The sequence below is a fragment of the Rhodococcus sp. NPDC058639 genome (assembly GCF_042717545.1).
Taxonomy (GTDB): Bacteria; Actinomycetota; Actinomycetes; order Mycobacteriales; family Mycobacteriaceae; genus Rhodococcus.
In genome coordinates this window covers 187,870-213,051 of record NZ_JBHXRF010000008.1, presented here as the reverse complement: position 1 = coordinate 213,051, position 25,182 = coordinate 187,870, and the positions used below count along the sequence as shown (strand labels likewise).

26 protein-coding genes are annotated in these 25,182 nt (G+C 65.9%); 13 read left to right on the top strand and 13 right to left on the bottom strand.

All coding sequences use genetic code 11. From position 1 onward, the window contains the following. Positions 1 to 28: 28 nt before the first annotated feature. Both urtA and ramB read right to left on the bottom strand, forming a co-directional pair. A complete protein-coding gene (gene urtA, locus ACFWU2_RS17545; RefSeq protein WP_378608473.1) occupies positions 29 to 1,309 on the bottom strand; it encodes an urea ABC transporter substrate-binding protein in 1,281 nt (426 codons plus the stop codon). Between the two features lie 195 nt (positions 1,310 to 1,504). Beyond that, positions 1,505 to 2,917, bottom strand: coding sequence for an acetate metabolism transcriptional regulator RamB (ramB, locus tag ACFWU2_RS17540; protein ID WP_378608470.1), 1,413 nt, complete (start codon positions 2,915 to 2,917; stop codon positions 1,505 to 1,507). Positions 2,918 to 3,378: 461 nt separating this feature from the next. Between ramB and aceA the strand changes: the two genes are divergently transcribed. From aceA to metE, 3 genes are all read left to right on the top strand, one after another. Continuing rightward, positions 3,379 to 4,668 (top strand): isocitrate lyase, encoded by a 1,290-nt coding sequence (gene aceA / locus ACFWU2_RS17535; protein WP_378608467.1) that lies wholly within the window; start codon positions 3,379 to 3,381, stop codon positions 4,666 to 4,668. Positions 4,669 to 4,789: 121 nt separating this feature from the next. After that, positions 4,790 to 5,686: a 3-hydroxybutyryl-CoA dehydrogenase gene (locus ACFWU2_RS17530; protein WP_169619314.1), complete on the top strand. Its 897-nt coding sequence runs from the start codon at positions 4,790 to 4,792 to the stop codon at positions 5,684 to 5,686. A gap of 107 nt (positions 5,687 to 5,793) precedes the next feature. Next, on the top strand, positions 5,794 to 8,085 hold the full coding sequence (metE, locus tag ACFWU2_RS17525) for a 5-methyltetrahydropteroyltriglutamate--homocysteine S-methyltransferase (protein ID WP_378608464.1): 2,292 nt from the start codon (positions 5,794 to 5,796) through the stop codon (positions 8,083 to 8,085). Between the two features lie 77 nt (positions 8,086 to 8,162). On the opposite strand, the gene ACFWU2_RS17520 is transcribed toward metE, so the two are convergent. Then, positions 8,163 to 8,945: a SigB/SigF/SigG family RNA polymerase sigma factor gene (locus ACFWU2_RS17520; protein ID WP_169619316.1), complete on the bottom strand. Its 783-nt coding sequence runs from the start codon at positions 8,943 to 8,945 to the stop codon at positions 8,163 to 8,165. Next, entirely contained in the window at positions 8,942 to 9,373 is a 432-nt protein-coding gene (locus tag ACFWU2_RS17515) for an ATP-binding protein (RefSeq protein WP_378608461.1), read from the bottom strand. The genes ACFWU2_RS17520 and ACFWU2_RS17515 overlap by 4 nt, the downstream gene beginning before the upstream one ends. Before the next feature lie 671 nt (positions 9,374 to 10,044). Here ACFWU2_RS17515 and ACFWU2_RS17510 point away from each other — a divergent pair. Continuing rightward, positions 10,045 to 10,494: an STAS domain-containing protein gene (locus ACFWU2_RS17510; protein WP_378608458.1), complete on the top strand. Its 450-nt coding sequence runs from the start codon at positions 10,045 to 10,047 to the stop codon at positions 10,492 to 10,494. A 32-nt stretch (positions 10,495 to 10,526) separates the two neighbouring features. On the opposite strand, the gene ACFWU2_RS17505 is transcribed toward ACFWU2_RS17510, so the two are convergent. Beyond that, on the bottom strand, positions 10,527 to 10,886 hold the full coding sequence (locus ACFWU2_RS17505) for a hypothetical protein (RefSeq protein ID WP_378608455.1): 360 nt from the start codon (positions 10,884 to 10,886) through the stop codon (positions 10,527 to 10,529). 271 nt (positions 10,887 to 11,157) lie between these two features. Here ACFWU2_RS17505 and ACFWU2_RS17500 point away from each other — a divergent pair, with 271 nt between their 5' ends. Further along, positions 11,158 to 11,403 (top strand): DUF6480 family protein, encoded by a 246-nt coding sequence (locus ACFWU2_RS17500; RefSeq protein WP_378608452.1) that lies wholly within the window; start codon positions 11,158 to 11,160, stop codon positions 11,401 to 11,403. Between the two features lie 84 nt (positions 11,404 to 11,487). Here the strand turns inward: ACFWU2_RS17500 and ACFWU2_RS17495 are convergent, their stop codons facing one another. The 5 genes from ACFWU2_RS17495 to ACFWU2_RS17475 all read right to left on the bottom strand — a co-directional run bounded on the left by ACFWU2_RS17495 (position 11,488) and on the right by ACFWU2_RS17475 (position 16,186). After that, the gene (locus tag ACFWU2_RS17495; RefSeq protein WP_378608449.1) at positions 11,488 to 12,162 is read right to left on the bottom strand and encodes a PAS and ANTAR domain-containing protein; all 675 of its coding nucleotides are present in this window, start codon (positions 12,160 to 12,162) and stop codon (positions 11,488 to 11,490) included. Between the two features lie 134 nt (positions 12,163 to 12,296). Continuing rightward, the gene (locus ACFWU2_RS17490) at positions 12,297 to 13,715 is read right to left on the bottom strand and encodes a trehalose-6-phosphate synthase (protein WP_378608446.1); all 1,419 of its coding nucleotides are present in this window, start codon (positions 13,713 to 13,715) and stop codon (positions 12,297 to 12,299) included. Positions 13,716 to 13,767: 52 nt separating this feature from the next. Beyond that, entirely contained in the window at positions 13,768 to 13,920 is a 153-nt protein-coding gene (locus ACFWU2_RS17485; RefSeq protein ID WP_378608444.1) for a hypothetical protein, read from the bottom strand. Positions 13,921 to 14,007: 87 nt separating this feature from the next. After that, positions 14,008 to 14,580: a type 1 glutamine amidotransferase domain-containing protein gene (locus ACFWU2_RS17480; RefSeq protein WP_378608441.1), complete on the bottom strand. Its 573-nt coding sequence runs from the start codon at positions 14,578 to 14,580 to the stop codon at positions 14,008 to 14,010. A gap of 64 nt (positions 14,581 to 14,644) precedes the next feature. Beyond that, complete coding sequence (locus ACFWU2_RS17475) at positions 14,645 to 16,186, bottom strand: FAD-dependent oxidoreductase (RefSeq protein ID WP_378608438.1); 1,542 nt, start codon at positions 16,184 to 16,186, stop codon at positions 14,645 to 14,647. Positions 16,187 to 16,335: 149 nt separating this feature from the next. Between ACFWU2_RS17475 and ACFWU2_RS17470 the strand changes: the two genes are divergently transcribed. Next, positions 16,336 to 17,517, top strand: a complete 1,182-nt coding sequence (locus tag ACFWU2_RS17470; protein ID WP_378608436.1) for a zinc-dependent alcohol dehydrogenase — start codon at positions 16,336 to 16,338, stop codon at positions 17,515 to 17,517. Positions 17,518 to 17,610: 93 nt separating this feature from the next. Here the strand turns inward: ACFWU2_RS17470 and surE are convergent, their stop codons facing one another. Continuing rightward, a complete protein-coding gene (gene surE, locus ACFWU2_RS17465; protein ID WP_378608435.1) occupies positions 17,611 to 18,420 on the bottom strand; it encodes a 5'/3'-nucleotidase SurE in 810 nt (269 codons plus the stop codon). After that, positions 18,417 to 19,397 carry a 1-phosphofructokinase family hexose kinase gene (locus tag ACFWU2_RS17460; RefSeq protein WP_378608434.1) on the bottom strand — a complete coding sequence of 327 codons (981 nt, stop codon included), beginning with the start codon at positions 19,395 to 19,397 and terminating at the stop codon, positions 18,417 to 18,419. Before ACFWU2_RS17460 ends, surE begins: the two co-directional genes overlap by 4 nt. 130 nt (positions 19,398 to 19,527) lie before the next feature. Between ACFWU2_RS17460 and ACFWU2_RS17455 the strand changes: the two genes are divergently transcribed. From ACFWU2_RS17455 to ACFWU2_RS17440, 4 genes are all read left to right on the top strand, one after another. Next, complete coding sequence (locus tag ACFWU2_RS17455; protein ID WP_378608432.1) at positions 19,528 to 19,986, top strand: SRPBCC family protein; 459 nt, start codon at positions 19,528 to 19,530, stop codon at positions 19,984 to 19,986. Continuing rightward, on the top strand, positions 19,983 to 21,572 hold the full coding sequence (locus ACFWU2_RS17450) for a phytoene desaturase family protein (protein WP_378608429.1): 1,590 nt from the start codon (positions 19,983 to 19,985) through the stop codon (positions 21,570 to 21,572). The genes ACFWU2_RS17455 and ACFWU2_RS17450 overlap by 4 nt, the downstream gene beginning before the upstream one ends. A gap of 255 nt (positions 21,573 to 21,827) precedes the next feature. Continuing rightward, positions 21,828 to 22,451: a HemK2/MTQ2 family protein methyltransferase gene (locus ACFWU2_RS17445; RefSeq protein WP_378608750.1), complete on the top strand. Its 624-nt coding sequence runs from the start codon at positions 21,828 to 21,830 to the stop codon at positions 22,449 to 22,451. Between the two features lie 79 nt (positions 22,452 to 22,530). Beyond that, positions 22,531 to 22,683, top strand: coding sequence for a CDGSH iron-sulfur domain-containing protein (locus ACFWU2_RS17440; RefSeq protein ID WP_378608747.1), 153 nt, complete (start codon positions 22,531 to 22,533; stop codon positions 22,681 to 22,683). 141 nt (positions 22,684 to 22,824) lie between these two features. Here ACFWU2_RS17440 and ACFWU2_RS17435 read toward each other — a convergent pair whose 3' ends face one another. Beyond that, positions 22,825 to 22,980, bottom strand: a complete 156-nt coding sequence (locus ACFWU2_RS17435) for a DUF6131 family protein (protein WP_378608744.1) — start codon at positions 22,978 to 22,980, stop codon at positions 22,825 to 22,827. A gap of 189 nt (positions 22,981 to 23,169) precedes the next feature. Here ACFWU2_RS17435 and ACFWU2_RS17430 point away from each other — a divergent pair, with 189 nt between their 5' ends. The 3 genes from ACFWU2_RS17430 (at position 23,170) to ACFWU2_RS17420 (ending at position 25,098) form a co-directional block, all read left to right on the top strand. Further along, the gene (locus ACFWU2_RS17430; protein WP_378608426.1) at positions 23,170 to 23,664 is read left to right on the top strand and encodes a DUF2243 domain-containing protein; all 495 of its coding nucleotides are present in this window, start codon (positions 23,170 to 23,172) and stop codon (positions 23,662 to 23,664) included. Further along, a complete protein-coding gene (locus ACFWU2_RS17425; protein WP_378608423.1) occupies positions 23,661 to 24,464 on the top strand; it encodes a cytochrome c oxidase assembly protein in 804 nt (267 codons plus the stop codon). The genes ACFWU2_RS17430 and ACFWU2_RS17425 overlap by 4 nt, the downstream gene beginning before the upstream one ends. 94 nt (positions 24,465 to 24,558) lie before the next feature. Then, the gene (locus tag ACFWU2_RS17420) at positions 24,559 to 25,098 is read left to right on the top strand and encodes a Dps family protein (protein WP_378608420.1); all 540 of its coding nucleotides are present in this window, start codon (positions 24,559 to 24,561) and stop codon (positions 25,096 to 25,098) included. Positions 25,099 to 25,182 lie beyond the last annotated feature (84 nt).

Sequence of the window (25,182 nt, the reverse complement as noted above, 5' to 3'; positions counted from 1 at the left end):
TCCCTGGTCGGCTTCCCGGTCGCGAGCGTCAGTTTCCGGACAGTCCCGCGGCCCAGTCGTAGGACTCGAGGTACGGATCGGGATCGATGGCGCCGTCCGACTCCCACACGGTGTAGATCAGGCCGTCACCGCGGATTTCACCGATACGGGCGGTCTTGGTGATGTGGTGGTTGTCGCCGTCGATCGTCACGGTGCCTTCAGGAGCGTCGAAAGAGACTCCGTCGGAAGCTTTCACGACGTCCTCGACCGCAAACGACTCGGCCTTCTCGACGCTGTTCTTCCACAGGTAGACGGAGGTGTAGGCAGCTTCCATCGGGTCGGACGTCGGCTTGTTGGCGCCGTACTTGGCCTTGTACGCTTCGACGAACGACGCGTTCTCGGGGGACTCGACGGTCTGGTAGTAGTTCCATGCGGTGAGCTGGCCCTCGATGTTCTGCGCGCCGATACCCACGACCTCTTCCTCGGCGATGGACACCGAGACGACCGGCATGTCCTTCGCGTTGAGACCCGCGTTGGTGTACTCACGGAAGAACGCGACGTTGGAATCGCCGTTCAGCGTGTTGAATACGGCGTCCGCGTCGGCGGTGCGGACCTTGTTGACGATGGTGGAGAAGTCCGTCGACCCGAGCGGAGTGTAGTCCTCACCCTTGATCTCGATGCCGTTCGCTTCGGCGTAGGCCTTGATGATCCGGTTCGCGGTCTGCGGGAACACGTAGTCGCTGCCCACCAGGTACAAGGACTTCACGCCCTGTTCCTTGAGGTAGTCGAGCGCCGGCACGATCTGCTGGTTGGTGGTCGCACCGGTGTAGAAGATGTTCGACGACGACTCGAGGCCCTCGTACTGGACCGGGTAGTACAGCAATGCGTTGCGATCCTCGAACACCGGGAGCATCGCCTTGCGGCTGGACGACGTCCATCCTCCGAATACTGCTGCGACACAATCGGAGCTGATGAGCTTCTCGGCCTTCTCGGCGAACACGGTCGGCTCCGAGGCGCCGTCCTCCGCGACGACCTGGATCTGCTTTCCGAGGACGCCGCCGTCCGCGTTGATCTCTTCCACGGCAAGGGCGATCGAGTCACGCACGGTGACCTCGGAGATCGCCATCGTGCCCGAGAGCGAGTTCAGCGAACCGACCTTGATGGTGTCGCCCGAGGTGTCGACACAGGACGTGCCGCCGGAAGCACCCGCCGACGTGTCGGGCGTGTCTCCCGCGCGGCTTCCACAGGCGGTCAGGACGAGACCGACGGCGACCAGCGCTGCAGGCGCCGCGATGGCGCGAGTGGCGAACTTGGACCTGGCAACTGACATGAAGGTGCCCTTCCTTCGAAGGTGGGACCGGAGAGGACCGGTGTATCCGGCGGCGTATACAACTCTGTATCCGCGAGGCCAAACACTAGAAGGGCGTTGTTGCGCCAGAATATCTCCCGGTCACAGTTGTGTGACGCGGGTGACGAGTGTGTTACATCGTCCTTACAGCGCTGTGTGCGAGTCGGTGACCCGTCGTCAGCGGACGAGATACGGAGACACCGAACTGCGGTGCTCGTTGATGTCGATCTCCTTGCCGAGGGGCGGGAACGCCCGCTGCGGGCAGTTCACGCGCTCGCACACGCGGCAGCCCGACCCGATCGGGGTACCGGGGTTGCTTTCGTCGAGGTCGAGACCGTCGGCGTAGACGAGACGGTGGGCGTGGCGCAGTTCGCAGCCCAGCCCGATCGCGAAGGTCTTGGACGGCTGCCCGTAGCGAGCCGCGCGGCGCTCGACGGTGCGGGCAACCCAGAGATAGCGCCGGCCGTCGGGCATCTGCGCGATCTGCGTCATGATCTTGCCGGGGTACGCGAATGTCTCGTACACGTTCCACAGCGGGCAGGTTCCACCGCTCGTCGAGAAGTGGAATCCCGTCGCGGACTGCCGTTTCGACATGTTGCCGGCGCGGTCGACCCGGACGAAGGAGAACGGGACGCCGCGCAGCTTGGGCCGCTGCAGTGTGGAGAGGCGGTGGGTGATCGTCTCGTAGCTCACGCCGTAGAAGGCGGAGAGCCGCTCGATGTCGTACCGGAAGTTCTCGGAGATCTCGTGGAACTGCGTGTACGGCAGGAGCAGTGCGGCTGCCCAGTAGTTGGCCAGGCCCAAGCGGGCGAGCGTGCGCGACGCGTCGCTCGTGAACGCACCTTCGTCGACGAGCCGGTCGATGAGGTCTCCGCATTCGAGGTACGCCAGCTCGATGGCGAGTTTGAACACCTGCTGGCCACCCGACAGCTGGGGCGCTACCTCGAGGATCCGGGTCTCCGGGTCGAAGCGATGCAGAATGTTCTCGCCGAGATCGATCCGTTTCACGATCTGGACGTCGTGTGCGGTCTGCATGCGCTTGGCGATCTCGCCGCCCACGTCGCCACGGTGGAACCGGATCCGGTTGGCGAGCTCCTCCGCTGCTGTATCGAGATCGTGCAGGTAGTTGTGGCGCTGATAGAAGTAGTCGCGCACTTCTTCGTGCGGCATGGTGATGGAGCCGCTGCCGCTGCCGTCGCTGTAGCGATCTTCGGTGGCCGCGGCGAGTTGCGCGGTGGTGTTCCGGAATCGGCGGTGCATGTTGACCATGGCGCGCGCCAGGTTGGGATGCGCCGCGACCATCTCCGCGATCTCCTGTGCATCGGTCTCGATGCCCATCTCCTGATCGAGCGCGACCTCCCGCAGCTCTGCGATGAGCCGGGTGTCGTCCTGGGAGGAGAAGAACGTGGTGTCGACGCCGAACACTTCGCTGATGCGCAGGAGTACCGGCACGGTGAGAGGCCGGACGTCGTGTTCGATCTGGTTCAGGTAGCTGGCGGAGATCTCGAGCGTCTTGGCAAGCGCGGCCTGGCTCAGTCCCCGCTCGGTGCGTAGCTGGCGCAAGCGGGCGCCGACGAAGGTCTTGGCCATTCGCCCAGGGTAAAGCCCGGTCGGGGTGCTTTGCAATGTGTTGTTCGCAAGTTGTTAAGAGAAGCGCCCGTTGCGCGCCGGGGGAGGCGGATCCGGCCGGTGCCGGGCATGTGAGTGCGCTCACAGAGGCGTGGGTTCGGTCGCGACTGCCGGGCCCGGTCGCGGGCCCTCCGGCTCCGGGTGTCGCCACATTACTTTTCCGGCAAAAGCCGAGGTAGGAACCTACCGACGGGTAACCAAACGGTAAAAAACCCGGCCGTTGGCGCGGCCACTTATTAGCAAGATTTGCAAGCGTCGGTTCGAACGTAGCCAAGATTGGCATTAGCAACAGGTAGACGGGGTTTTTCGGCTGTGTCATTGTCATGGAGTACATCCGAAGGGAACGCAAAGAATGTGAAGCCGTACACACGTACTGCTGAGCGTTCCATGGCGGATTCAGATCGAGAGAGTGGAGCTTTTTGATGTCGACCACCGGCACCCCGCGCACCGTTGAGGAAATTCAGAAGGATTGGGACACCAACCCCCGCTGGAACGGGGTTACCCGTAACTACACGGCCGAGCAGGTCGCGAAGTTGCAGGGCACCGTCGTCGAAGAGGCCACCCTCGCGCGTCGCGGCTCCGAGATCCTCTGGGATCTCGTCAACAACGAGGACTACATCAACTCCCTGGGCGCCCTCACCGGCAACCAGGCTGTGCAGCAGGTCCGCGCCGGCCTCAAGGCCATCTACCTGTCCGGCTGGCAGGTTGCCGGCGACGCGAACCTGTCGGGTCACACCTACCCGGACCAGTCGCTGTACCCGGCGAACTCGGTTCCGCAGGTCGTGCGCCGTATCAACAACGCACTGCTGCGCGCCGACGAGATCGCCAAGGTCGAGGGTGACACCTCGGTCGAGAACTGGCTGGCACCGATCGTCGCCGACGGCGAAGCCGGCTTCGGTGGCGCGCTCAACGTCTACGAGCTGCAGAAGGCCATGATCGCGGCCGGCGTTGCCGGTTCCCACTGGGAGGACCAGCTCGCTTCCGAGAAGAAGTGCGGCCACCTCGGTGGCAAGGTGCTCATCCCCACCCAGCAGCACATCCGCACCCTGACCTCGGCTCGCCTCGCAGCCGACGTCGCCGACGTCCCGACGGTCGTCATCGCCCGTACCGACGCGGAGGCAGCCACGCTGATCACCTCCGATGTGGACGAGCGTGACCGTGAGTTCCTCGACGGCACCCGTACCGCCGAAGGCTTCTACGGCGTCAAGAACGGCATCGAGCCCTGCATCGCTCGCGCCAAGGCATACGCCCCGTACTCCGACCTCATCTGGATGGAGACCGGCGTGCCGGACCTCGAGGTTGCGAAGAAGTTCGCCGAGGCCGTCCGCAGCGAGTTCCCGGACCAGCTGCTCGCCTACAACTGCTCCCCGTCCTTCAACTGGAAGGCACACCTGGACGACGCGACCATCGCGAAGTTCCAGAAGGAGCTCGGCGCGATGGGCTTCAAGTTCCAGTTCATCACGCTGGCGGGCTTCCACTCGCTCAACTACGGCATGTTCGACCTGGCACACGGCTACGCCCGCGAGGGCATGACCGCCTTCGTCGACCTGCAGGAGCGCGAGTTCAAGGCTGCTGCAGAGCGTGGCTTCACCGCCATCAAGCACCAGCGTGAGGTCGGCGCCGGGTACTTCGATTCGATCGCCACCACCGTCGATCCCAACACCTCCACGGCTGCCCTGAAGGGCTCCACCGAGGAAGGCCAGTTCCACTAGGAACAGCGCCACCCAAGGTCCACCCCGCGGCGGGATCCCTCAGGTCCCCGATATCCCGCCGCGGGGTGCGCGCGCATCCAGCGACGACCTCTCACGACCCCACAAACGAGAAGGAGCTGACGTGACCAGCGAAAAGATTCAGCGCGTCGGCGTGATCGGCGCCGGCATCATGGGCGCAGGTATCGCCGAGGTGTGCGCACGCGCTCATGTCGACGTACTCGTGTTCGAGCAGACCCGCGAACTCGCGGCAGCCGGACGCGCCCGCATCCTCCGGTCGCTCGACCGTGGGGTGAGCACCGGCAAGATCACCGAACGCGAGCGGGAGCAGGCCGCATGGCGGTTGCGCTTCACCTCCGATCTCGGTGACTTCGCCGACCGTCAGCTCGTCGTGGAGGCCGTCGTCGAGGACGAGAAGGTGAAGAGTGAAATCTTCGCCGAACTCGACAAGATCGTCACCGATCCCCACGCGGTGCTGGCGTCCAACACGTCGTCGATCCCGATCATGAAGCTCGGCATCGCGACCGCGGCTCCCGAGCGAGTCATCGGAATGCACTTCTTCAACCCGGTGCCCGTGCTCCCGCTCGTCGAACTGGTCACCACGCTGAAGACCGGCTCCACGGTCGCTCGGCGCGCGGAGGCGTTCGCTGCGGATGTGCTCGGCAAGCAGGTCGTCCGTTCGTCGGACCGTGCCGGCTTCATCGCGAACGCACTGCTCGTGCCGTACCTGCTGTCGGCGATCCGGATGGTCGAATCCGGGTTCGCAACCAAGGACGACATCGACAAGACGATGGTGCTGGGCTGTGCTCACCCGATGGGCCCCCTCGCACTGACCGATCTCGTCGGCCTCGACACGGTGAAGGCGATTGCCGACTCGATGTACGAGGAGTTCAAGGAGCCCCTGTACTCCGCTCCGCCGCTGCTGCAGCGGATGGTCGAGGCAGGGCTCGTCGGAAAGAAGTCGGGCGCCGGCTTCTACGAATACGCCGACAAGGGCCGCGCGATCAAGAAGGCCAGCTAGCCAGTCAGCACCAACGTACTTCGGCGCCCGTGCTCCGACAGCAGTGCTTCACGCACCGGCTGCCGGTGCACGGGCGCGAAGTGCATGAGGGAAAGGTCGACTCCGACATGGCAACTCCTGCCGACGGATACGGGTCAAGCATCCTCGGGTATCCGCGTATCGGGCCCCGCCGTGAACTCAAGCGTGCTCTCGAGTCCTACTGGCACGGCACGAGCACGCGCGACGAACTCGTCGCCGTCGCCCGCGACATCCAGGAAGACACCTGGCGCGAGCTCGCAGCGACCGGCCTGACCCAGGTCCCCGGAAACACGTTCTCCTACTACGACCATGTGCTCGACAACGCCCTGTTGTTCGGCGCGGTCCCCAACCGGTTCCGCCCACTGCTGGGTGAACTCGACCCGCTCGATTTCTACTTCACGATGTGCCGCGGGCGTGAGGATTTCCCGCCCCTCGAGCTCGTGCGCTGGTTCGGCAGCAACTATCACTACCGCCAGCCGGAACTCGACGAGAACACGGTCTTCGAGCTGAACTCGGCAGCGGTTCTCGACGAGTTCGAACGGGCGAAGGCCGACGGCATCGAACTCCGGCCCGTCGTGCTCGGCCCGGTGTCGCTGCTGCTGCTGTCCAAGGTCGCGCCGGCCTCCGCACAAGAAGGTTTCCGGACCCTCGACCTTCTCGATTCGCTGCTCCCGCAGTACGAGAAGCTGTTCGAGCAGCTCGCCCGCGCCGGCGCCACGTGCGTCCAGCTCGACGAGCCGTCGTTCACCGAGGATCGCAGCGACGACGAACTGGCCGCGCTGCGCCGCGCATACGACGTGCTGGCGCATGCCCCGCTGCGTCCGCGCATCCTGGTCACGGGACCGTACGGATCCTTCGGTGAGGCGCTCCCCATCCTGGCGGCGTCGAAGGTCGAGGCGATCGGTCTCGATCTCGTCAACGGCAGGATGAGCGCCGACGAGTTCGCGGCAGTGCCCGGTCTCAAGCGGAAGCGGATCTACGCGGGTGTCGTCGACGGACGCAACGTCTGGAAGACGGATCGCCGTCGCACCCTCGAATACATCCAGTCGATCGCGGCGATTGCGCCGGACCTCGTCGTCTCGACGTCGTGCTCGTTGCTGCACGTCCCGTACGACCTGCTCGTGGAGTACGACATCCCCGGTGATGTCGCCGACCGCCTCGCATTCGCGAAGCAGAAGGTCGGTGAGGTGGTCTCGCTCGCGAAGGCGCTGACCACCGGCGCCGAGGAGCGGTGGCGGAGGCCACCGGTGTCGGTGCACTTCAAGCAGAAGCACACCGTCCGAGCCCGGATGAACGCGCTGACGCCCGCGCATCGCCACCGCGCACCGTACGAGGAGCGGCGGGCTGCGCAACAGGCACGGCTGAATCTTCCGCCCGTGCCGACCACGACGCTGGGGTCGTTCCCGCAGACCGACGAGACCCGCAAGGCTCGGTACGAGCTGGGGCAGGGACGGCTGTCGTGGGAGGAGTACGTCAAGCGCATCCAGGAAACGATCGAGTCCACAATCCGTCTCCAAGAGGACATCGGACTCGATGTGCTCGTGCACGGTGAGCACGAACGCAACGACATGGTGCAGTACTTCGCCGAACTGCTGGAGGGCTTCGCGACCACCCACTTCGGGTGGGTGCAGGCCTACGGTTCGCGCTGTACTCGTCCACCGGTTCTGTACGGCGACATCGTGCGGCCGAAACCGATGACGGTGGAGTGGATTTCGTTCGCTCAGTCATTGACGGACAAGCCGGTCAAGGGAATGCTCACCGGCCCGGTCACCATGCTGGCCCGTTCGTACGTGCGGCAGGACCAGCCTCTGCACGAAACGGCCGATCAACTCGCGCTCGCGATCCGTGACGAGATCGCCGATCTCGAGCGAGCGGGCATCGCGATCATCCAGGTCGACGAACCCGCTATCCGCGAGTTGCTTCCGCTGCGGCAGGACGGCCGGGCCGAGTACCTGGACTGGGCGGTCGACGCGTTCCGTCTCGCGACCGGTGGCGCCAAACCCGAGACGCAGATCCATACGCACCTGACCTACTCGGGTCAGGAGTCGGTGGTCGACGCGATCGAACGACTGGACGCGGACGTCACCGCCATCGTGGCAACGCGGTCCATCGGCTGGGTGCTCGAAGCGATCAAGGACGGGGCGCTGTCCCACGGTGTCGGGCCGGGTGTGTACGAATCCCGGTCCGCCCGGATCCCCGACATCGACGAGCTCGACGAACTGCTCTCGGAGGCAGCACAATCCGTGGAGCTCGACCGGTTGTGGGCGAACCCGGACGGTGGGCTCAAGACGCGTCACTACTGGCAGCTCGAGCCGTCGCTGCGCAACCTCGTGGCCGCTGCACGCAGGCTCCGGCGCCGGGCGTCCTCGAACGCCGGGTAGTCGCAACCCGCCCGACACCACGCCGCCCCCGACCGGAATCCGGTCGGGGGCGGCGTGCTGTTCGGGGGTATCTGCGATCAGAAGTTGTCGCCGAGTTGCTCGCGCAGTTGCGCGAGCGTCTTGGTGAGCAAGCGGGACACGTGCATCTGCGACACCCCGACACGCTCGGCGATCTGCGTCTGGGTCATGTTGCCGAAGAACCGGAGCAGAACCACCGTGCGTTCGCGGGCGGGAAGCGCCTCGAGCAGTGGACGCAGTGCCTCGTGGTTCTCCACCTCGTCGAGGGCCGCGTCGTAGTCGCCGAGTGTGTCGGCCAGTGTCAGGCCGTCGTCACCCGACGGGGACGAACGATCCACGGACACGGTCTGGTACGCGTTGCCGGCAACCAGGCCCTGCATGACCTCTTCTTGGTCGATCCCCAGTTCTGCCGCGAGTTCCGCTGCTGTAGGGGCCCTGCCCAGGTGCTGCGAGAGTTCGGAGGTCGCCTTGCTCAAGGAGAGGTGGAGTTCCTTCATGCGACGCGGAACGCGCACGGCCCATCCGGTGTCGCGGAAATGACGCCGGACCTCGCCCATGATCGTCGGCACCGCGAACGACACGAAGTCGGACCCGCGTTCGGTGTCGAAGCGGTCGACGGCATTGACGAGGCCGAGGCGCGCGACCTGAAGCAGGTCCTCGAACGCTTCACCTCGGCCGTCGAAGCGGCGCGCGATGTGCTCGGCGAGCGGCAGGCAGCGCTCGACGACCGCATCGCGAATCGCCGACCGTTCCGGGTCGTCCTGACTCAGCGTCAGGAGCTTGCTCAAGGTTTCGGTTACGTCGGCGTACTCGTCGCTCGATCTTGCTGGATTTCGGCTCACCGAGCGGCACTACCTTCTGCGATGGACATATCGATTGTGGAATGGGTGCCGTCCCCGTGATCCTCCGACGACACGGAGATGGAATCGGTCAGCGAGTTGAGCACGTGCCACCCGAACGAACGGGGTTGCCCGACCGCGTTGGCGTTCGCGGTGGGGGCGGTCAAGGCGATACGGAGCCGGCCCGGCATCAGCTGGAAGCTGCACGAGAGGGTAGCGCCATCCGGTGCACCCATGATGAGACGGGTCGCGGCCTCGTCCACGGCGAGTTTCACGTCGGCCACCGTATCGAGATCGAAGTCGTGTTGCAGCGCGATCGCGGCCGCAACAGCACGAAGTACGGACAGCTGGGCGGGGTCGGCCTGGACTCGCAGTTCGACTACCGGGGTGGTGTGGTCTCGTGCCGATTCGATCGACGCGGAATTGGCCATGAGGTTTTGATCTCCAAGAGGGGGTCGAAGCAGGTCAGGGGGGTCGTTCCTATAGGGGTCTGGGCAAGGCTACCCACACTGCCGCATGTTCAACCTCCCGCCTACCTCATGAGCAGGGAAAGTGGCCCCTTCGGCGACCGTTCCCGCAGGAGTAGCGGGTCGAGGTCACGGCCTGGGCCCCTCCTCGCCGTCGAGGTCGTTGCCTACTCGACGTATGCCTGGAATCCCGCCCGCCTCGGGCCGGAAAATCGGGGCCTGCGACGCACGTCGTGGGCGCTGTCGGAGGCATGATCACGACACCCGCCTCGAGTAACGCCTAGCGTCAGCGGTTGTCAGGATCACACCAAGTGCCTTCCGGTGCTGCACATCTCGATTGCGATTCCGGCGCGCCTCGGAATTCATTACGCGCGCAGATTCGCGCCGCGCGGGACGGCCACGCTCGCAGTCGGCCGTCGACCAACTGGCGAGACTGTCGATCTGTGCCGGGTCGGGACACCCGGGACGCCGGTCGGCGGTTGAGAGCTGGCGCCGGTTGCACTACAGTTTTGGGAAGGTTGAGCACACAGCCGGGAACTCGAAAGCGCCACGCGGCCTCGAGGTTTTTTCGGTACGTAGCCGGAGTGCCACCGCTGTCGTCGCGCTTATCAACATCGTCCGTGTTGGGAAGTGTCATGACAGTTTCTCAGCGAATCGCATCGCCTCATCGATGGTCGGCCGCGTCTACGTGGTCGGTTTGCCCGGCACCCTCCGACGTCCCGGTCGAGCAGTGGTTCGGAGCAGAATTCAGTGCCCTGCCGATCGGCTCCGACGTCATCCAGATCAGGGTGCGTGGAGAGATCGACATCCGTAATGCGCTCGCCTTGCGTGACTTCGCAGCCCGCCACCTCGAATCGTCCCGCATCGTGCTCGACCTCTCCGACGTCGACTTCTTCGGCGCTGTCGGTCTCAGGGTCTTCGAAGACCTGGAGACGCACAGCAGAGGGGGCGGATATCCCTGGGCATTGGTAGGGGGCAGGCCCGTCCAGCGCTTGTTCCGCGTGCTCGGAGCCACGATCCCCGTCGTCGCGCACTCGTCGCTCGACAACGCTCTCGCCACGCTCGGGTTCGACCGGGCGTCCTGAGTACGGCGCCCCCGGGCGCACCGGGCGAGCGGTTAAACCGCTATCCCGGCGGCAAAGCCCGCGTAGAGCACCATCAGTACGAACAGCGCCCATCCGGTGCCGTGCCAGATCTGCCACCTGTCGGCCGCCTGCCACACCCGGTAGGTCTGCACGAAAGCGCCGAGCCCGCCGAGGAGCAGGATCAGAACCGGACCGAATGCGAGGATCGCGCGAGCGGGGTCGGTACAGACCGCGAAGTCCGCGTCGGCGCAGGTATCGCCGGTGTTGAGGGCCGCCCACACGATCACACCTGCCGCGACGACGGCGGCAAGCGCGATCACGCCTGCCGCATACCACATCGCGGTGCGTGCGAGCCGTGAGTCGTTCCGGGGGTTCTTGACGTCAGGTGTCATGGAATATCCTGTGTTGTAAGTAATTTCGATCGTCCGTTTGCGTCACGCCCGGATTCTGGCGGTGTTGCCGAACTGCTCGTCCGTGCGCGGGGCACTACACGATGACTACCCCGTACACCGGTATCTAATCCCCGGCGTGGAGCACGTTCGTCGGGGCCGGATGCCGTCGGCGCGGTTCGAACAGCGGGGCCCGGGTACTCCCCGGGGGAACGCCGAGTAGGGCAGCGAACCCGCCGTTCACGAACCGAAGCGACGACCTCGAGGAGGATATGTGACTGTCTCCGATCCCGAACCGCACCGCAACACCGATCCCGATCCGGCCACGACACCCGACCTGGAGCCGGGAGGCGGGGTCAGTCCCGGTTCCACGCCGCCTGAGTCCGGCCAGACCTCCGGGTTGTCCGCTCCGGAACCGGAAACGAGAAACCACTTTCCCGTCAGTGGATGGGTCGCACTGATTTCCATCGCCGTGATCGTGGCGATCTTCGTGGCGGTCATCGTCGCGGTGCTGCTCTGAGCTCCGCCAACTCTGAACTCCGCCGGGCTCTGCGCTCTCCGCACCGTTGTGGACGAATGAGCGGGCACGGAAGTTGGCCTCCTGCTACTCGCTCCCGACGCGCTCGTGCAGCGTCATGAGCAGATGGTCGAACTCCGTCCGGCTCATCGCTTCGGTGCCGGGGCCCGCGGTGATGTCGGCGACGAGCTGCTCCGCGAGCACCCGAAGTTTGACGTTGGTTTCCTGCGACCGCCAGGCCAGCACCTCGAAGGCGTGCTGAGGCGAGATGCAGTACACGAGCATGAGCGCGCCTTTGGCCTGTTCGATCACGGCGCGGGATTCGGCCAGTGCGTTCACGGCCAGGTCGACACCCTCGCGGACCTCTTCCTCGAAGGCGTCCGACAAGTCCAGATAGAAGCCCGAGGTACCGAGTAGGGTGCCGTCCTCGTCGAGGAGCCGGTCCCCGATCACGGCGACACGCTTTACGTTCCCTGCGGTGTCGATGATCCGGTGCCGGCTACTGAACGGTTCACCCGCCGAACGGACCGCGTCGAGAAGTATCGCGATGTGTTCTTTGTCGTCGGGGTGTTTGTGTTGAAGAAGCAGGTCGGTGGTCGGTGTGACGGTGCCGGGCTCGTAACCGTGCATCCTCGCGACGGCATCCGACCACTCCCAGGTGTCGTCCGCGAGCAAGTACCTGAAGCTACCCACATGCTGGGTCGCGCCGTCGCCGGCGTTCCACGCCAGGGCGGGCTCCTCCGGGATCCTGCGGTCCGTCATAGGCTCGATTATGCGGCACCTGCCGGGGACCCTCGCCACCGCCTCGAACGAGGCGATGACGGATCACAGGCCACTTGTGGGGAGGGTCGTCGGTGGGCGTGCCTATCCTGTGCGTCACATGTGGGTGGCCGCTTTCACCGATCCTCGGTGAGATGAGCCAGGAACGAGTTCGCCCAGCGGTCGACGTCGTGCGCCATCACGTGTTTGTGCATGGAACGCATTCGGCGGGCGGCGGTCGCCCGGTCTTCTCCCACGGCGTTCACCACGGCACGTTTGACGTCCTCGAGATCATGCGGATTCACCACGTGCGCACGCCGCAACTCCGCGGCGGCCCCCGCGAACTCGCTGAGCACGAGCGCCCCACTCCCGTCGCCGTGACACGCCACGTACTCCTTCGCGACGAGATTCATCCCGTCGCGGAACGGGGTGACAACCATGACGTCTGCCCCGGCGTACATCGCTACGAGTTCGTCGCGATCGACGGGCCGGTGCAGGTAATGCACCACGGGCCGTCCGAGCTGCCCGAACTCGCCGTTGATGTTTCCGACCTGCCGTTCGATGTCGTCGCGCAAGGACGCGTACGCGGAGAGCCGCTCGCGGCTGGGGGTGGCGAGCTGGACCATGACGACCTTTTCGGGGTCGAGCGTGCCCTCGACGAGCAACTCGCGCAGTGCCTCGAGCCGGACGCTGATCCCCTTGGTGTAGTCGAGCCGGTCGACACCCAGGAGAATTGTCTCCGGGTCGCCCAGTTCGGCACGTATCTCCTTGGCGCGCAATTTCGTTGCGGCGGTAACCGAGTGGTCGCGCAACTGTGCGGAATCGATCGAGATCGGATACGCGCCGACCCGCACGCGACGATCCCCGAGATCGATGGTGCCGCCCCCGGTAGTTCCGCGAGGCGAACTCGGGAGGTCGAGCAGTCGCCGGGCGAGGTACAGGAAGTTCTCGGCGCCGCCGGGCAGGTGGAAGCCGACAAGGTCGGCACCCATGAGTCCTTCGAGGATCTCCTTACGCCACGGCAGCTGGAGGAACAGTTCCGTGGGAGGGAAGGGGATATGCAGGAAGAACCCGATCCTCAGATCGGGGCGCAGATCGCGGAGCATTCGGGGGACCAGCTGAAGCTGGTAGTCGTGAACCCACACGGTGGCTCCGGGCGCTGCCGCCCGAGCGGCTTCCTCGGCGAACCGCCGGTTGACCTTCTCGTAGGTGCGCCACCAGTCGCGGTCGAACGTGGGCGCGATCACCGCGTCGTGGTAGAGCGGCCAGAGCGTTTCGTTGGAGAAGCCCTCGTAGTACTCCGTGACTTCCGCTTCGCTCAATCGCACCGGATGGAGGGTCAAGCCCTCCTCGACGAACGGGTCGAGGTCCACGTCGGGGGTGCCGGGCCAGCCGACCCACGCGCCGTCGGCAGAACGGAGGACCGGTTCGAGTGCCGTCACGAGTCCGCCGGGGCTCCGCCGCCACACCCCTGGTCCGCCGTCCGGCGAAGTCTCCAGGTCCACCGGAAGCCGGTTGGCCACGACCACGAATCGATTGGAGGACGTCTCACTCATCGTTGTTCAACTTTCGCATCAGTATGCGGCCGGCAGGCTGTGAGCTGGGAAGTCACGCCTCCAACCGCTCCACGTCGACGGCCTGCACTTCGTCGAACATCGCGTCGATGCGGCGCTTGATTTCGGCGGTGCTGAAACGTGCCACGGCCGCGGCGGGCGAAGGCGTCGCCGCAGCGGGGCCGGGGAGGGTGTGGGCCTCAACCATCGTCGAGGGGTCCTTTCTTCTCACAACAAGTTCTTCTCACAACACGGCACGTGCACTATCGGACGGTTTCCCCGTCACCTGTCTCGGTCAGGAGCGAGCCGAACCTGCCTCGGCGACCACGTCGATGACCGCCGCGCAGAAGGCGGGAAGGTCGTCCGGGTTCCGGCTCGACACCAGGTTGCGATCGATGACCACCTCTTTGTCGACGACGGTTCCACCGGCATTCCTGATGTCGGTGCGCACGCTCGGATACGAGGTCAACGTGCGGCCGTCCACGACTCCGGCCTCGACCAACGTCCACGGCCCATGGCAGATCACGCCGACGGGCTTGTCCGACTGCACGAAGTCCCGCACGAAGGCGACAGCGTCGGGATCCTGGCGCAGGTGATCGGGGTTGGTGGTGCCGCCCGGCAGCAGCAATGCGTCGAAATCGGAGACATTCGCGTCGGCTACCGCCCGGTCCACAGGGTACTTGCCGGCTTCGTTCACATCCTGCTGCATCGCCTGGATCTCGCCGGTCCGGAGCGACAACAGTTCGAGTGTTGCGCCCTCGTTTTCGACGGCCTTCCAGGGCTCGACGAGCTCGACCTCTTCGACACCGTCGGTGGCGAGGACGGCAAACCTGCGCCCCGCCAGACGGCCTTGTCCCGCTGTAGTCATGTCTATCGTGCCTTTCTCGATCCGGACCCGGTTACCCCGGGCCGTGCGTCAGGAAACGTCGCGGTCAGCGGCGATGTAGGTCACTCGTCGCCGGTCCTTCGAGCAGGGTGCCGTCGGCGGCGAAGCGGGAGCCGTGCAGGGGGCAGTCCCAGGACGCTTCTTCGTCGTTCCAGCGCAGTACCCCTCCGAGGTGCGGGCACACCGCCGACACCCGCTGGGTCCGGCCGTCGACCGTGGATATGCCGACCGGAAGGCCGCAGTCGCGCGCGACGCGCCCCTCGCCTTCGCCAGGTGCGGTCGCGGAGTCCGAGCTGGTCTCTGCGCTCCACCATCCGCGGGCGAGGTTGATGCCCACGCCCGCGTTGAGCTTGACCGCGCTCGGGACATCGAACAGCTGGGACGGGCTCCACGCCGAATACCCGGGTGCCCATGCCTCTATCTCGGGATCGCGTTCACCGGTGATCCGGGTGCTCAGCAGGTGCGCGGCGGTGACCGCGTTGGTCATACCCCATTTGCCGTAGCCGGTCGCGACCCACAGGCGGTCCGTTGTCGGGAGCAGTGGACCGACGTACGGCAGCGAATCGAGGGTGCTGTAGTCCTGCGCCGACCACCGCGCGACCGGCTTCGCTCCCGGGAAATGCCGCTGCGTCCACGCGACGAGGTCCGCGACGGCAGCACGAGTCGATCCTTTGTGTCGGCCCACCACGTGGCCGTTGCCGCCGACGAGCAGCAGGCGGCGGTCGTTGCCGGACGAGGAGGCGTCGTGAGGACTCGCCGCGGGGGCGGTCCGGATCGAGCGGGTGGGCGAGTCCACCGACAGGTACATGCCGCTGGGCGGTGTCTCGGCCACCTCGAACGCGCAGGCATACGAGCGTTCCGGTTCGAGTCGCGCGAAGAACCCGCCTCGATCCAGGATCGGCATGCCCGTGGCCAGTACGACGTGTGCGGCGCGCACGCTTCCGGATTCGGTCTCGACGGTGCAGCCGTCCTTGTCCGTCGCGGCCGAAACGGCGCGGATCCCGGTGAAAACCTCGCCGTCGTTCGCCCGAAGTTCGCGCACGGCAGCGCGCAGCATGGGCATCGGGTCGAACTGGATCTGATTCGGCAGCACGACCGCCGAGGCGACGGGATAGGGCAACTCGGTGTCGGTCACGGTCCGCGTCGGCAGTCCCGCCGCGCGGCAACTGCGATGTTCTGCCTCCACTGAGCTCACGCTCTCGCCGCTCACGGCGTACGTGTAGGCGTCGGCGGTCTCCGTCGCCACGTCGTTGTGCTTGCAGAACTCGGCGATCCACCGCTGGGCGCCGAGGTTGCCGTCCACGTAAGCCTGCACGACCGGCCGGGAATGCCGGCGCGAGATCTGTGACAGGGCGGTCCCCTGGAGGAGGCTCACCTTGGCGGTGGTGTTGCCGGTGGTCACGGCCCCGATATCCCTGGCTTCCAGAATGGCGACGCGTTGCCCGGACCTGGCGAGCAGCAAGGCTGTGACGACTCCTGTCAGCCCCGCGCCGACGACGACGGTGTCGTACACCTCGCGTCGCTGCGTCCAATCGTCGCTGGTGTGGGCGCCGGCCTCGGCGTCTCGTGCGAGCCACAATGACGTCACGTGCGATCTCCTTCGTGGTGGGGTCGGGGCGGGTGCGCATCGGTCGATCCGGGATCTCGTGCCCGGCGGATACCCCGATCGGCGCGGTTAACCCCGGTGGGGGCCGGGTAGCCCGGAATCACCTGCAATCCACAGCGGAGGAGTTCCCGATGAAGGCAGTGACATGGCAAGGTCGTCGAAAGGTCAGCGTCGACAATGTCCCGGACGCAAAGATCGAGAAACCGACCGACGCCGTCATTCGAGTCACGACCACCAACATCTGTGGGTCGGACCTGCACCTGTACGAGGTGCTCGGCGCCTTCATGAGGCCCGGCGACATTCTCGGGCACGAACCGATGGGGATCGTGGAAGAAGTCGGCGCCGGTGTCACCAGCCTGACCCCGGGAGACCGAGTGGTCATCCCGTTCCAGATATCGTGCGGCAGTTGCTTCATGTGCGACCACGGACTCCAGTCGCAGTGCGAAACCACTCAGGTTCGCGAAGAGGGGAGTGGCGCAGCGCTTTTCGGCTATTCGAAGCTGTACGGCAGCGTGCCGGGCGCGCAGGCGGAGTATCTCCGGGTGCCCCTGGCCGATTCGACGCACATCAAGGTTCCCGACGGGCCGGCGGACGACCGCTTCGCTTACCTCTCGGACGTGTTGCCCACCGCCTGGCAGGCCGTGGAATACGCGGACATTCCGGACGGCGGCACCGTGGCGGTGCTGGGGCTGGGGCCGATCGGCGAGATGGCAGGACGTATCGCCATGCATCGCGGTGCGCGCGTGATCGCGGTTGATCTGGTACCGGAACGGCTTGCTCGTGCCGCTTCCCGCGGTATGGAGACGATCGACCTCCGCGATGCGGGCAGCGATCTCGGAGACATCATCCGCGACCACACCGACGGGCGCGGCACCGATTCGGTGATCGACGCGGTGGGGATGGAAGCGCACGGGTCGCCGGTGGCCAAGCTTGCCCAGACGGCAGCAGGATTCCTGCCTTCGGCGATCGCGGAGCCCCTGATGGAGAAGGCAGGAGTGGACAGGCTTCACGCGCTGTACACGGCCATCGATATCGTGCGACGCGGCGGCACCATCTCGCTCAGCGGCGTGTACGGCGGGATGGCCGACCCCATGCCCATGATGACGATGTTCGACAAGCAGATCCGCCTGCGCATGGGCCAGGCCAACGTCCTCCACTGGGTCCCGGAGATCCTTCCGCTGCTGACCGACGACGATCCGCTCGGGGTGGACACCTTTGCGACACACAGGCTGTCCCTGGCGGAGGCGCCGCACGCGTACGAGATCTTCCAGCGCAAGGAGGACGGCGCCATCAAGATCGCCCTGCGGCCGTAGCCGATCCGTCCGTACTCGGCACCGCGCCCCACGTGGAGATCCACGTGGGGCGCGGTGCCGTCGGTGCTGTGACCCACGTGCCGGGAGGCACGTTCAGGAAGGGGATGCACCGTCCCGGGAGAAACCGAGGTCGCTGAGATCGGACCCCGCCATCTCGAACGGCATCTGCAGGACGGTCGCGGTGGCCCACCCGCGGCTCAGCAACACGGCGTCGGTGTCGTCCGGCCCGTGGATGTCGATGGCCCGGAACGACATCGTCACGGTGCGGGTGTCGTCGTCATCGTATTGATCGTTGTAGTCCTCCTCCGAATCGGCGATCTCGGCCTGAACCGCACCGAATTCGGCCAGCTGGGCCTCGCGCAGCCCGTGCAGTTCGTCGACCGGAACATCGGGGATGTTCACGTTGAGGACCTCGCCGGGTTCTCCGTGCTCCATCGACCACCGCACCGCACGCTCGGCGATGTATTCCGCGGTGTCCCACGACGAGGGATCGGATGCGTTGAGCGACAACGCGACCGCGCGAGCCCCGTGAGCCGCCGCGGTGAGAGCGGCGCCCACGGTTCCGGAATGAAGGATCGCGCGACCGGTGTTGGGTCCGACGTTGATCCCGGACAGCACGATGTCGGGGGTGTCGCCGAAGGCGCCGTACGACGCGACGAACGTGATCAATGCCGGGGACGCGTGGACCGCGAGAACCTCCACGTCGGGAAGCTCCGAAATGGACCGCCGCGATACCTTCAGCTTTCCCTCGTCTTCGAGGGCACTCAGCGCTGCGCTGGCGCCGCTGCGTTCGATGTGGGGTGCTGCCACCTGGACGTCGAGGCCCGCCGCGACGGCGACCCGGGCCAGCGCGGCCAGTCCTGGACTGTCGACTCCGTCGTCGTTGACGATCAGCGCCTTCATGTGGGGTCCTTCTCCAATCGTCGCACCTGCACGTTCTCGGTCATCTTCTCGATCGAGTGCCGCTGACCGGTGGCGAGTCCTCGTCGCGTGACGTTGACTGCGCCGGCGGCGGCACCGAGCCGCAGAGCTTGCTCGAACGGGAGACCGCCGGCGTAGCCGACGGCGAGGCCCGCGGTCATCGAGTCGCCGGCGCCGCGGTGGTCCACCGACTGGACCGGGGGCGCCTCGACCTCCCAGATAACTCCGTCGTGCAGTGCGATCGCCGGATCGGCCGCACGCGAGATCACTACGCTTGCGGCGCCTTCCTTGTGCAGCGAATGCATCGCCGTGATGAGGTCGTCGAGGTCCTCCGAGGCGGCGCGGCCGTCTTCGATGAGATCCTCGTGGCTCACCTTCAGCAGCGAGACTCCGCCTTCCAGCGCCGCGGTCAGGGTCGGACCCGAGAGATCTGCCACGACCGGGATCTTCAAGGCGGACAGGTCGGCGCAGAGCCGGGTGTAGAGCTCGGTGGGTATGGCGTCGTTGCAGTGCGGTCCGCCGATGATCGCAACATCGGCGGACATACCTGCGCCGAGAGAGGCGCTGAAGAGGTCGTCCGTCTCGTGGCGGGTGAGCGTAGGGGGGTCGACCTCCACGACCACCTCGCGTTCGCCGCCGCGACGGTCGTGGACGTAGGAGCCGTTGTCGGAGGCGGCGGACACCGGATGGACCGTGATGCCTTCGCGGCCGATGAGGTCGACGAGAATGCCGCCGGACTCCCCGCCGAACGGACCGCACAGATGCACGTCCATGCCCAGGATGGATGCCATCCGGCCGATCCAGAAACCCTGTCCACCGGGATGCACGTGTAGTTCTGTGCTCCCGCTCGGCGCTTTTTCGATCGTGACGGTCAGCAGGGGTGAGGGAGCGAACACGAAAGCAGATGCTCCGGGTTGCGCGTCGTCGGACTGTGTGGGTTCGTTTCTGTCTGCGGGCATGTCGCTTCAGGTACCCCTCCGCTTCTCGTCTCACACCCGCGCGCGAGGCGCCGGTGTGGGCCGGAGCGGTCGCGGGTATGCCCCCCGGCAGGGACCGCCGGCCGGTCCGCGGACGAGGAGGGATTCGGGGATGACCAAAGTCGCGCGCAGGGAAACCACCGCTTCACCGAGCCGGGTGTGGGATGTCCTGGCGGACGGGTGGAGCTATGCCACGTGGGTCGTCGGAGCCTCCCGAATCCGGAAGGTCGACGCGACCTGGCCGGCCGTCGGCAGCCGCATCCATCATTCGGTCGGACTGTGGCCCATGCTGCTCGACGACTGCACCGAGGTCCTCTCGGCGACCCCCGAGCAGGAACTCGTCTTGCGCGCACGCGCATGGGTTTTCGGTCAGGCCGAGATCCGGTTGACGATCGAACCCGCGTCCGGAGGCGGGTCGACGGTCACCATGTCCGAGCATGTCGTGAGCGGGCTACCGAGCATGCTGCCCGAGTTCGTCCAGGAGACTGCGGTATGGCCGCGGAATCAGGAGTGCCTGTCGCGGTTGACGCTCCTCGCGGAACGTGCGACTCCGGAAGGGCCCGCGCGATGAGCACCGAGACTGTCGATGCCGTCGTCATCGGTGCCGGTCCCAACGGCCTCACCGCGGCCGCGGCACTCGCTGACGCCGGCTGGGACGTACTGGTGCTCGAGGAGCAACCGCAACCCGGTGGCGCCGTACGCAGCGCCGAACTCCATCCGGGCTTCCGGGCCGACCTGTTCAGCGCGTTCTATCCGCTCGGAGCCGTGTCACCTGCCTTTGCCGCACTCGACCTCGAGTCCCACGGTTTGACCTGGAGCCGGTCGCCCAACTCGTTCGGTCATCCGCTCGGTCCCGACGACGAGGACGCGGTGGTGGTCTCGCACCGTGCCGAAGACACCGCCGCCGATCTCGAGCGCCGCTGCGCCGGTGACGGGCAAGCCTGGATGACACTCGTCGAGCAGTGGAACGAGGTGCGCAGCTCACTGCTGAAGCTGCTTCTTTCCCCGTTCCCGCCGGTTCGGGGTTCGACGTCGCTGCTACGCGCACTCGGGCCCGCCGAATCTCTGCGCTTCGCCAGGATGCTGGCGCTTCCCGTCCGTCGCCTGAGCGAGGAACTGTTCGACGGAGAAGCCGCCCGCCTGCTCCTGCTCGGCAATGCCATGCACTCCGACATTCCGCCCGACGCGCCGGGCAGTGGCGTGATGGGTTACATCTTGACCATGCTCGCCCAGGACGTGGGTTTCCCGAGTCCGGTCGGTGGTGCGGGTGCGCTCACCGACGCTCTGGTCCGCCGCGGTGAACATGCGGGTGTGCAGATCCGATGTGGCGATCGCGTCACCGATATCGACGTCGACGACGGAACCGCCGTAGCGGTGCGGACTGCGAGCGGACGACGGGTGAAGGCCCGCCGGGCGATCCTCGCGGACGTGTCGGCGCCAGCGCTGTACGAGAAGTTGCTCGAGAGTTCCTCCGTCACCGAACGTGCCCGTGCCGACCTGCAGGGATTCGAATGGGACACGCCGGTGGTCAAGGTGAACTACGCGCTCGCCAGTCCTGTGCCGTGGCGATCGGAGTCGTTGTCCCGGACGGGCACCGTGCATGTCGGTGCCGATTCGAACGCAATGGTCCACTGGTCGGCGGATCTCTCGACAGGGGTGGTCCCGGAATCCCCGTTCCTGCTCGTCGGGCAGATGACGACGACAGATCCCACCAGGTCGCCCGCCGGGACCGAAAGCGCATGGGCATATACGCACCTGCCGCGCGGCGTCACCGACAACGAGTCCGCAGACCTTCTCGCCGAAAGGGTCGATGCCCAGCTCGAGGCGTACGCGCCCGGATTCCGGAACACGATTCTGGGCCGGACGGTGCAGCGTCCCGCCGATCTCGAAGCGGCTGACGCCAACCTGGTCGGTGGGGCGGTCAACGGTGGTACCGCGCAGATCCACCAGCAGTTGTTCCTACGCCCCGCGCCAGGACTCGGCGGGTCGCGGACCCCGGTGAACAAGCTGTATTTGGCCAGCGCAGGAGCGCACCCCGGCGGCGGGGTACACGGAATGTGTGGGTGGAATGCTGCCGACGCCGCGCTTCAGGATCAGCGAGCGACGGGGCCGCTGCGACGCGGCCTGCACGCCCTGGGGCGCCGGGTGATGTCCTGACAGAGAAAGCCGTGGTCGTAAACATCAGGTTTCGTGGATCTGGGCCGCGGGTATTCGCCGCCATGACCGAATACCCGCTCGATGGGGCGTCGTGGGCGTCGTCGACGGGAAGATGTGCCCTCCACACGGTCGGCTCAGGCATTGGCTGGTGCGTAGTCGTCGACTCCGCACATCGAACCCCGGGGTGATGTAGCTGTGACCACTTCTCCAGTCCTCGACCGTCCGGATTCCCCTCGAGTGTGGCGTCTGCCCGGCGTGTACCGACCCCAAGAGGATTCTTTTCTTCTTGCGCGGGCGCTCCGCGACGCCGGAGGTGCACAGGACGCCAAAGTCCTCGATTTCTGTACCGGAAGCGGGTTTCTCGCAATCGCGGCCGCCAGGGCGGGGGCCGCCGCGGTGACTGCGCTCGATATTTCACGTAGGGCGGTTCTCACCGCGCGTGCGAATGCCCTGTCGCGGCGACTGCCGATTTCGGTGCTTCGCGGAAGTCTGGACGTGGCCGTGGAACACGGCCCGTTCGACGTGGTTCTCTCCAACCCGCCGTATGTGCCGGACAACGGCCAGAGCAACGAGGATCCGCGCTGGGATGCGGGCCCGGACGGGCGATCAGTGCTCGACCCGTTGTGCGACTCCTTGCCCCAGCTCTTGTCCCCACGCGGATTCGCGCTGCTCGTGCACTCGGAATTCACCGGGGTCGACGAAACACTCGAGCGTGTGCGCGCCGCCGGCCTTTCGGGCTCGGTCGTGGCCCGCGAACGCATCCCCTTCGGCCCCGTCCTGCAGAGGCGCCTGAGCTATCTCCAGGAAGTGGAGCTTGCACAACAAGGCATCGATACCGAAGAGGTGGTGGTTATCCGTGCGGGCAGGCACTGGGAGTGAGGGCGGTCGCCGCGTAGTGAACGCGACTACCGGCAGCGCAGAGGACGTCACGGTCGTCCGCACAGTGAAGGGCGGACCGATGCTCGTGAACGGTCCGGTTCGGATCGAGACCGAGGACGGGTCCGTGACGGAATCGGACCGGTTCGTCGTGGCAGTGTGCCGATGCCGGCGTAGCGAGTTGTATCCGCTGTGCGATACCAGTCATCGCCGGCCCATACGGCCCCGGGACTGATCACGGCAGAAAGCCCGAACGCGGGATTCCCGGACATGGGAGTCGGGTTCCGTCGAACGGGCTTTCTTTCGTGGCTTGCCGGTACCACATAACAGCCGAAGTCCGGACGCCGTAGCGTCCGGACTTCAACCGTTCTGAGGATCAGTACCAGTGGGCGCGACCACCGACGGCCTTGCCGGTGGCTCCCAGGATTGCCATGATGACGCCGATCACCAGGAGGATGACACCCAGTGTCGTCAGGATCGAGATCCCGGTGAAGAATCCGACCACTAGAAGAATCAGGCCCAGAACAATCATTGCGTCCACCTCGCTGTCTTGTCCGATGTCGAGCGACTCCGGATCCAAGTCCTGAATACCCGGATTGTCCGCATCGAAACACACGCCTGAAAAAAATTTGTGTGCACGCCCACCGGAGTGCCCCCTGGGTGTCACGCGACGGGTCTTCCTCAGGGATTGACCACCCGCACCGGGGGTAGTCCCCTGGTCATGACCAAAAGCGAAGTCGAGGGCGCGACGGTGGAGCGTCGGCCCGAAAGAGGCAGGAGTTTGCTGGCGGGCGCGTTCCTCGGATTGGGCGCGGTCGCGATGACGGACGAGGTGATCTTCCACCAGATACTGCATTGGCATCACTTCTACGACCGGTCCACCACCTCGGCGGGTCTCGTGTCGGACGGGTTGTTCCACGCGTTCAGCTGGTTCGCCACCGTCGCCGGCTTCTATCTGGTGGTCATGGCGATCCGTGACCGGACCTTGTGGGTGCGGGCCCTGGTGGGGGGCTTCGTGACGGCGGTGGGCGCGTTCCAGTTGTACGACGGCCTGGTGCAGCACAAGCTGATGGGTCTTCACCAGATCCGATACGAGGTCGATCTACTCCCGTACGACCTGACGTGGAACATTCTTGCCGCAGTGCTGCTCGTGTGCGGTGCTGCGATGGTCGCATCCACGTACCGGCGGGCGTCGGTGAGGGCGGCATCGCGATGATGTCGCTCGTCGTCTGGAGCGTGGCGATCTGCGCCGTGGTGGCCTACTGGGCGGCAGCCGCGGCAGCAAAGTCGTGGTCGCTCGCGCGCACCGCCGGTTGGACGGTGGGCTGGCTCGCGCTCGCCGCGGTGTGGGGGAACTCGGTATCCGCGGACGGCCCGGCGCACGGCCACGGCGCGCAGCACGCTCACGGTGCTGCCCACGAATCCTTCGATTTCGTGGGCCATATGGTGTCCCATGTGGTCGCCGGCATGGCGGTACCGCTGTTGCTGGTGCTCGCCGCCCCGGTCACCCTCGCGTTGCGTGTGCTCCCCGTGCACTCGGCCCGACGCGTCTCTCGGGCGCTGCGCTCCCGGCCCTGTGAAGTGCTCACCCACCCGCTCGTCGCGGCGACGCTGAACGTCGGCGGGCTCTGGCTTCTCTATCGGACATGGCTGTTCGAGTACATGCACAGCGGAACGTGGGTGATGTGGCTGATCGAGTTCCACATCGTCGCAGCCGGATACCTGTACACCTATTCGCTGGTCGGAGTGGATCCCTCTCCTCACCGCACGTCCTTCGGGCTAAGGGCCACAGTGCTGGTCGTGTCTATCGCCGCACACAACATCCTCGCGAAGACGCTGTACGCGGACCCGCCTCCCGGCGTCTCCACAGAGCAGGCAGAACTGGGCAGCCAGATCATGTATTACGGGGGATTGCCCTTCGAACTGGCTCTGGTCGTACTGCTGTGTCATCGATGGGCGGCACGTGCTCGCCGCCGGCCCGAGATGTCCGCGCCGGATCTCCTCCGCACGACCTGACAGCGAGCGGTTACTCGTGCGAAGGGTTTGAGCAGTGCCGTTTTCGGGGTATGCGATTGCCACGCAAACAAAAGCACTTGGAGGAATCGCAATCATGTCGAAATACACGGTGCCCGGTTTGAGCGGCAAGGACGGAACGAAAGTTGCCCGTGTCCTGCAGGAGCGCCTGAGCGCGTACAACGACCTGCATCTCACTCTCAAGCACATTCACTGGAACGTCGTCGGTCCCAACTTCATCGGCGTCCACGAGATGATCGATCCCCAGGTTGAACTCGTGCGTGGGTACGCGGACGAAGTCGCAGAGCGCATCGCGACGCTCGGTGAATCGCCGAAGGGCACGCCGGGAGCCATCGAGAAGAACCGGACATGGGACGACTACTCGGTGGGCCGCGACACCGCTCAGGCTCACCTCGCCGCGCTCGACCTCGTCTACGACGGTGTGATCACCGGCAACCGCAAGGCCCTCGAGAAAGTCGGCGAGATCGATCCGATCACCGAAGACGTCCTTATCGGGCACACCGGTCAGCTCGAGAAGTTCCAGTGGTTCGTGCGTGCGCACCTGGAGAATGCCGCCGGGGCGCTGGCCCACGGAAACGCCTCGACCGAGAAGGAAGCGGCCGACAAGGTCCGCTGACCGGAGGCAGGAGCCGCTGCGCGTCTCGCGCAGCGGCCCGAATCCCCCGAGATCACAGGGGTCGCGCGCCGGATACCTCCGGCG

Coding starts and splice junctions, on each gene's coding strand:
- urtA (WP_378608473.1), bottom strand. CDS start 1,309: ATGTCAGTTGCCAGGTCCAAGTTCGCCACTCGCGCCATCGCGGCGCCT.
- ramB (WP_378608470.1), bottom strand. CDS start 2,917: ATGGCCAAGACCTTCGTCGGCGCCCGCTTGCGCCAGCTACGCACCGAG.
- aceA (WP_378608467.1), top strand. CDS start 3,379: ATGTCGACCACCGGCACCCCGCGCACCGTTGAGGAAATTCAGAAGGAT.
- metE (WP_378608464.1), top strand. CDS start 5,794: ATGGCAACTCCTGCCGACGGATACGGGTCAAGCATCCTCGGGTATCCG.
- ACFWU2_RS17515 (WP_378608461.1), bottom strand. CDS start 9,373: ATGGCCAATTCCGCGTCGATCGAATCGGCACGAGACCACACCACCCCG.
- ACFWU2_RS17510 (WP_378608458.1), top strand. CDS start 10,045: ATGACAGTTTCTCAGCGAATCGCATCGCCTCATCGATGGTCGGCCGCG.
- ACFWU2_RS17505 (WP_378608455.1), bottom strand. CDS start 10,886: ATGACACCTGACGTCAAGAACCCCCGGAACGACTCACGGCTCGCACGC.
- ACFWU2_RS17495 (WP_378608449.1), bottom strand. CDS start 12,162: ATGACGGACCGCAGGATCCCGGAGGAGCCCGCCCTGGCGTGGAACGCC.
- ACFWU2_RS17490 (WP_378608446.1), bottom strand. CDS start 13,715: ATGAGTGAGACGTCCTCCAATCGATTCGTGGTCGTGGCCAACCGGCTT.
- ACFWU2_RS17485 (WP_378608444.1), bottom strand. CDS start 13,920: ATGGTTGAGGCCCACACCCTCCCCGGCCCCGCTGCGGCGACGCCTTCG.
- ACFWU2_RS17480 (WP_378608441.1), bottom strand. CDS start 14,580: ATGACTACAGCGGGACAAGGCCGTCTGGCGGGGCGCAGGTTTGCCGTC.
- ACFWU2_RS17470 (WP_378608436.1), top strand. CDS start 16,336: ATGAAGGCAGTGACATGGCAAGGTCGTCGAAAGGTCAGCGTCGACAAT.
- surE (WP_378608435.1), bottom strand. CDS start 18,420: ATGAAGGCGCTGATCGTCAACGACGACGGAGTCGACAGTCCAGGACTG.
- ACFWU2_RS17460 (WP_378608434.1), bottom strand. CDS start 19,397: ATGCCCGCAGACAGAAACGAACCCACACAGTCCGACGACGCGCAACCC.
- ACFWU2_RS17455 (WP_378608432.1), top strand. CDS start 19,528: ATGACCAAAGTCGCGCGCAGGGAAACCACCGCTTCACCGAGCCGGGTG.
- ACFWU2_RS17450 (WP_378608429.1), top strand. CDS start 19,983: ATGAGCACCGAGACTGTCGATGCCGTCGTCATCGGTGCCGGTCCCAAC.
- ACFWU2_RS17440 (WP_378608747.1), top strand. CDS start 22,531: ATGCTCGTGAACGGTCCGGTTCGGATCGAGACCGAGGACGGGTCCGTG.
- ACFWU2_RS17435 (WP_378608744.1), bottom strand. CDS start 22,980: ATGATTGTTCTGGGCCTGATTCTTCTAGTGGTCGGATTCTTCACCGGG.
- ACFWU2_RS17430 (WP_378608426.1), top strand. CDS start 23,170: ATGACCAAAAGCGAAGTCGAGGGCGCGACGGTGGAGCGTCGGCCCGAA.
- ACFWU2_RS17425 (WP_378608423.1), top strand. CDS start 23,661: ATGATGTCGCTCGTCGTCTGGAGCGTGGCGATCTGCGCCGTGGTGGCC.
- ACFWU2_RS17420 (WP_378608420.1), top strand. CDS start 24,559: ATGTCGAAATACACGGTGCCCGGTTTGAGCGGCAAGGACGGAACGAAA.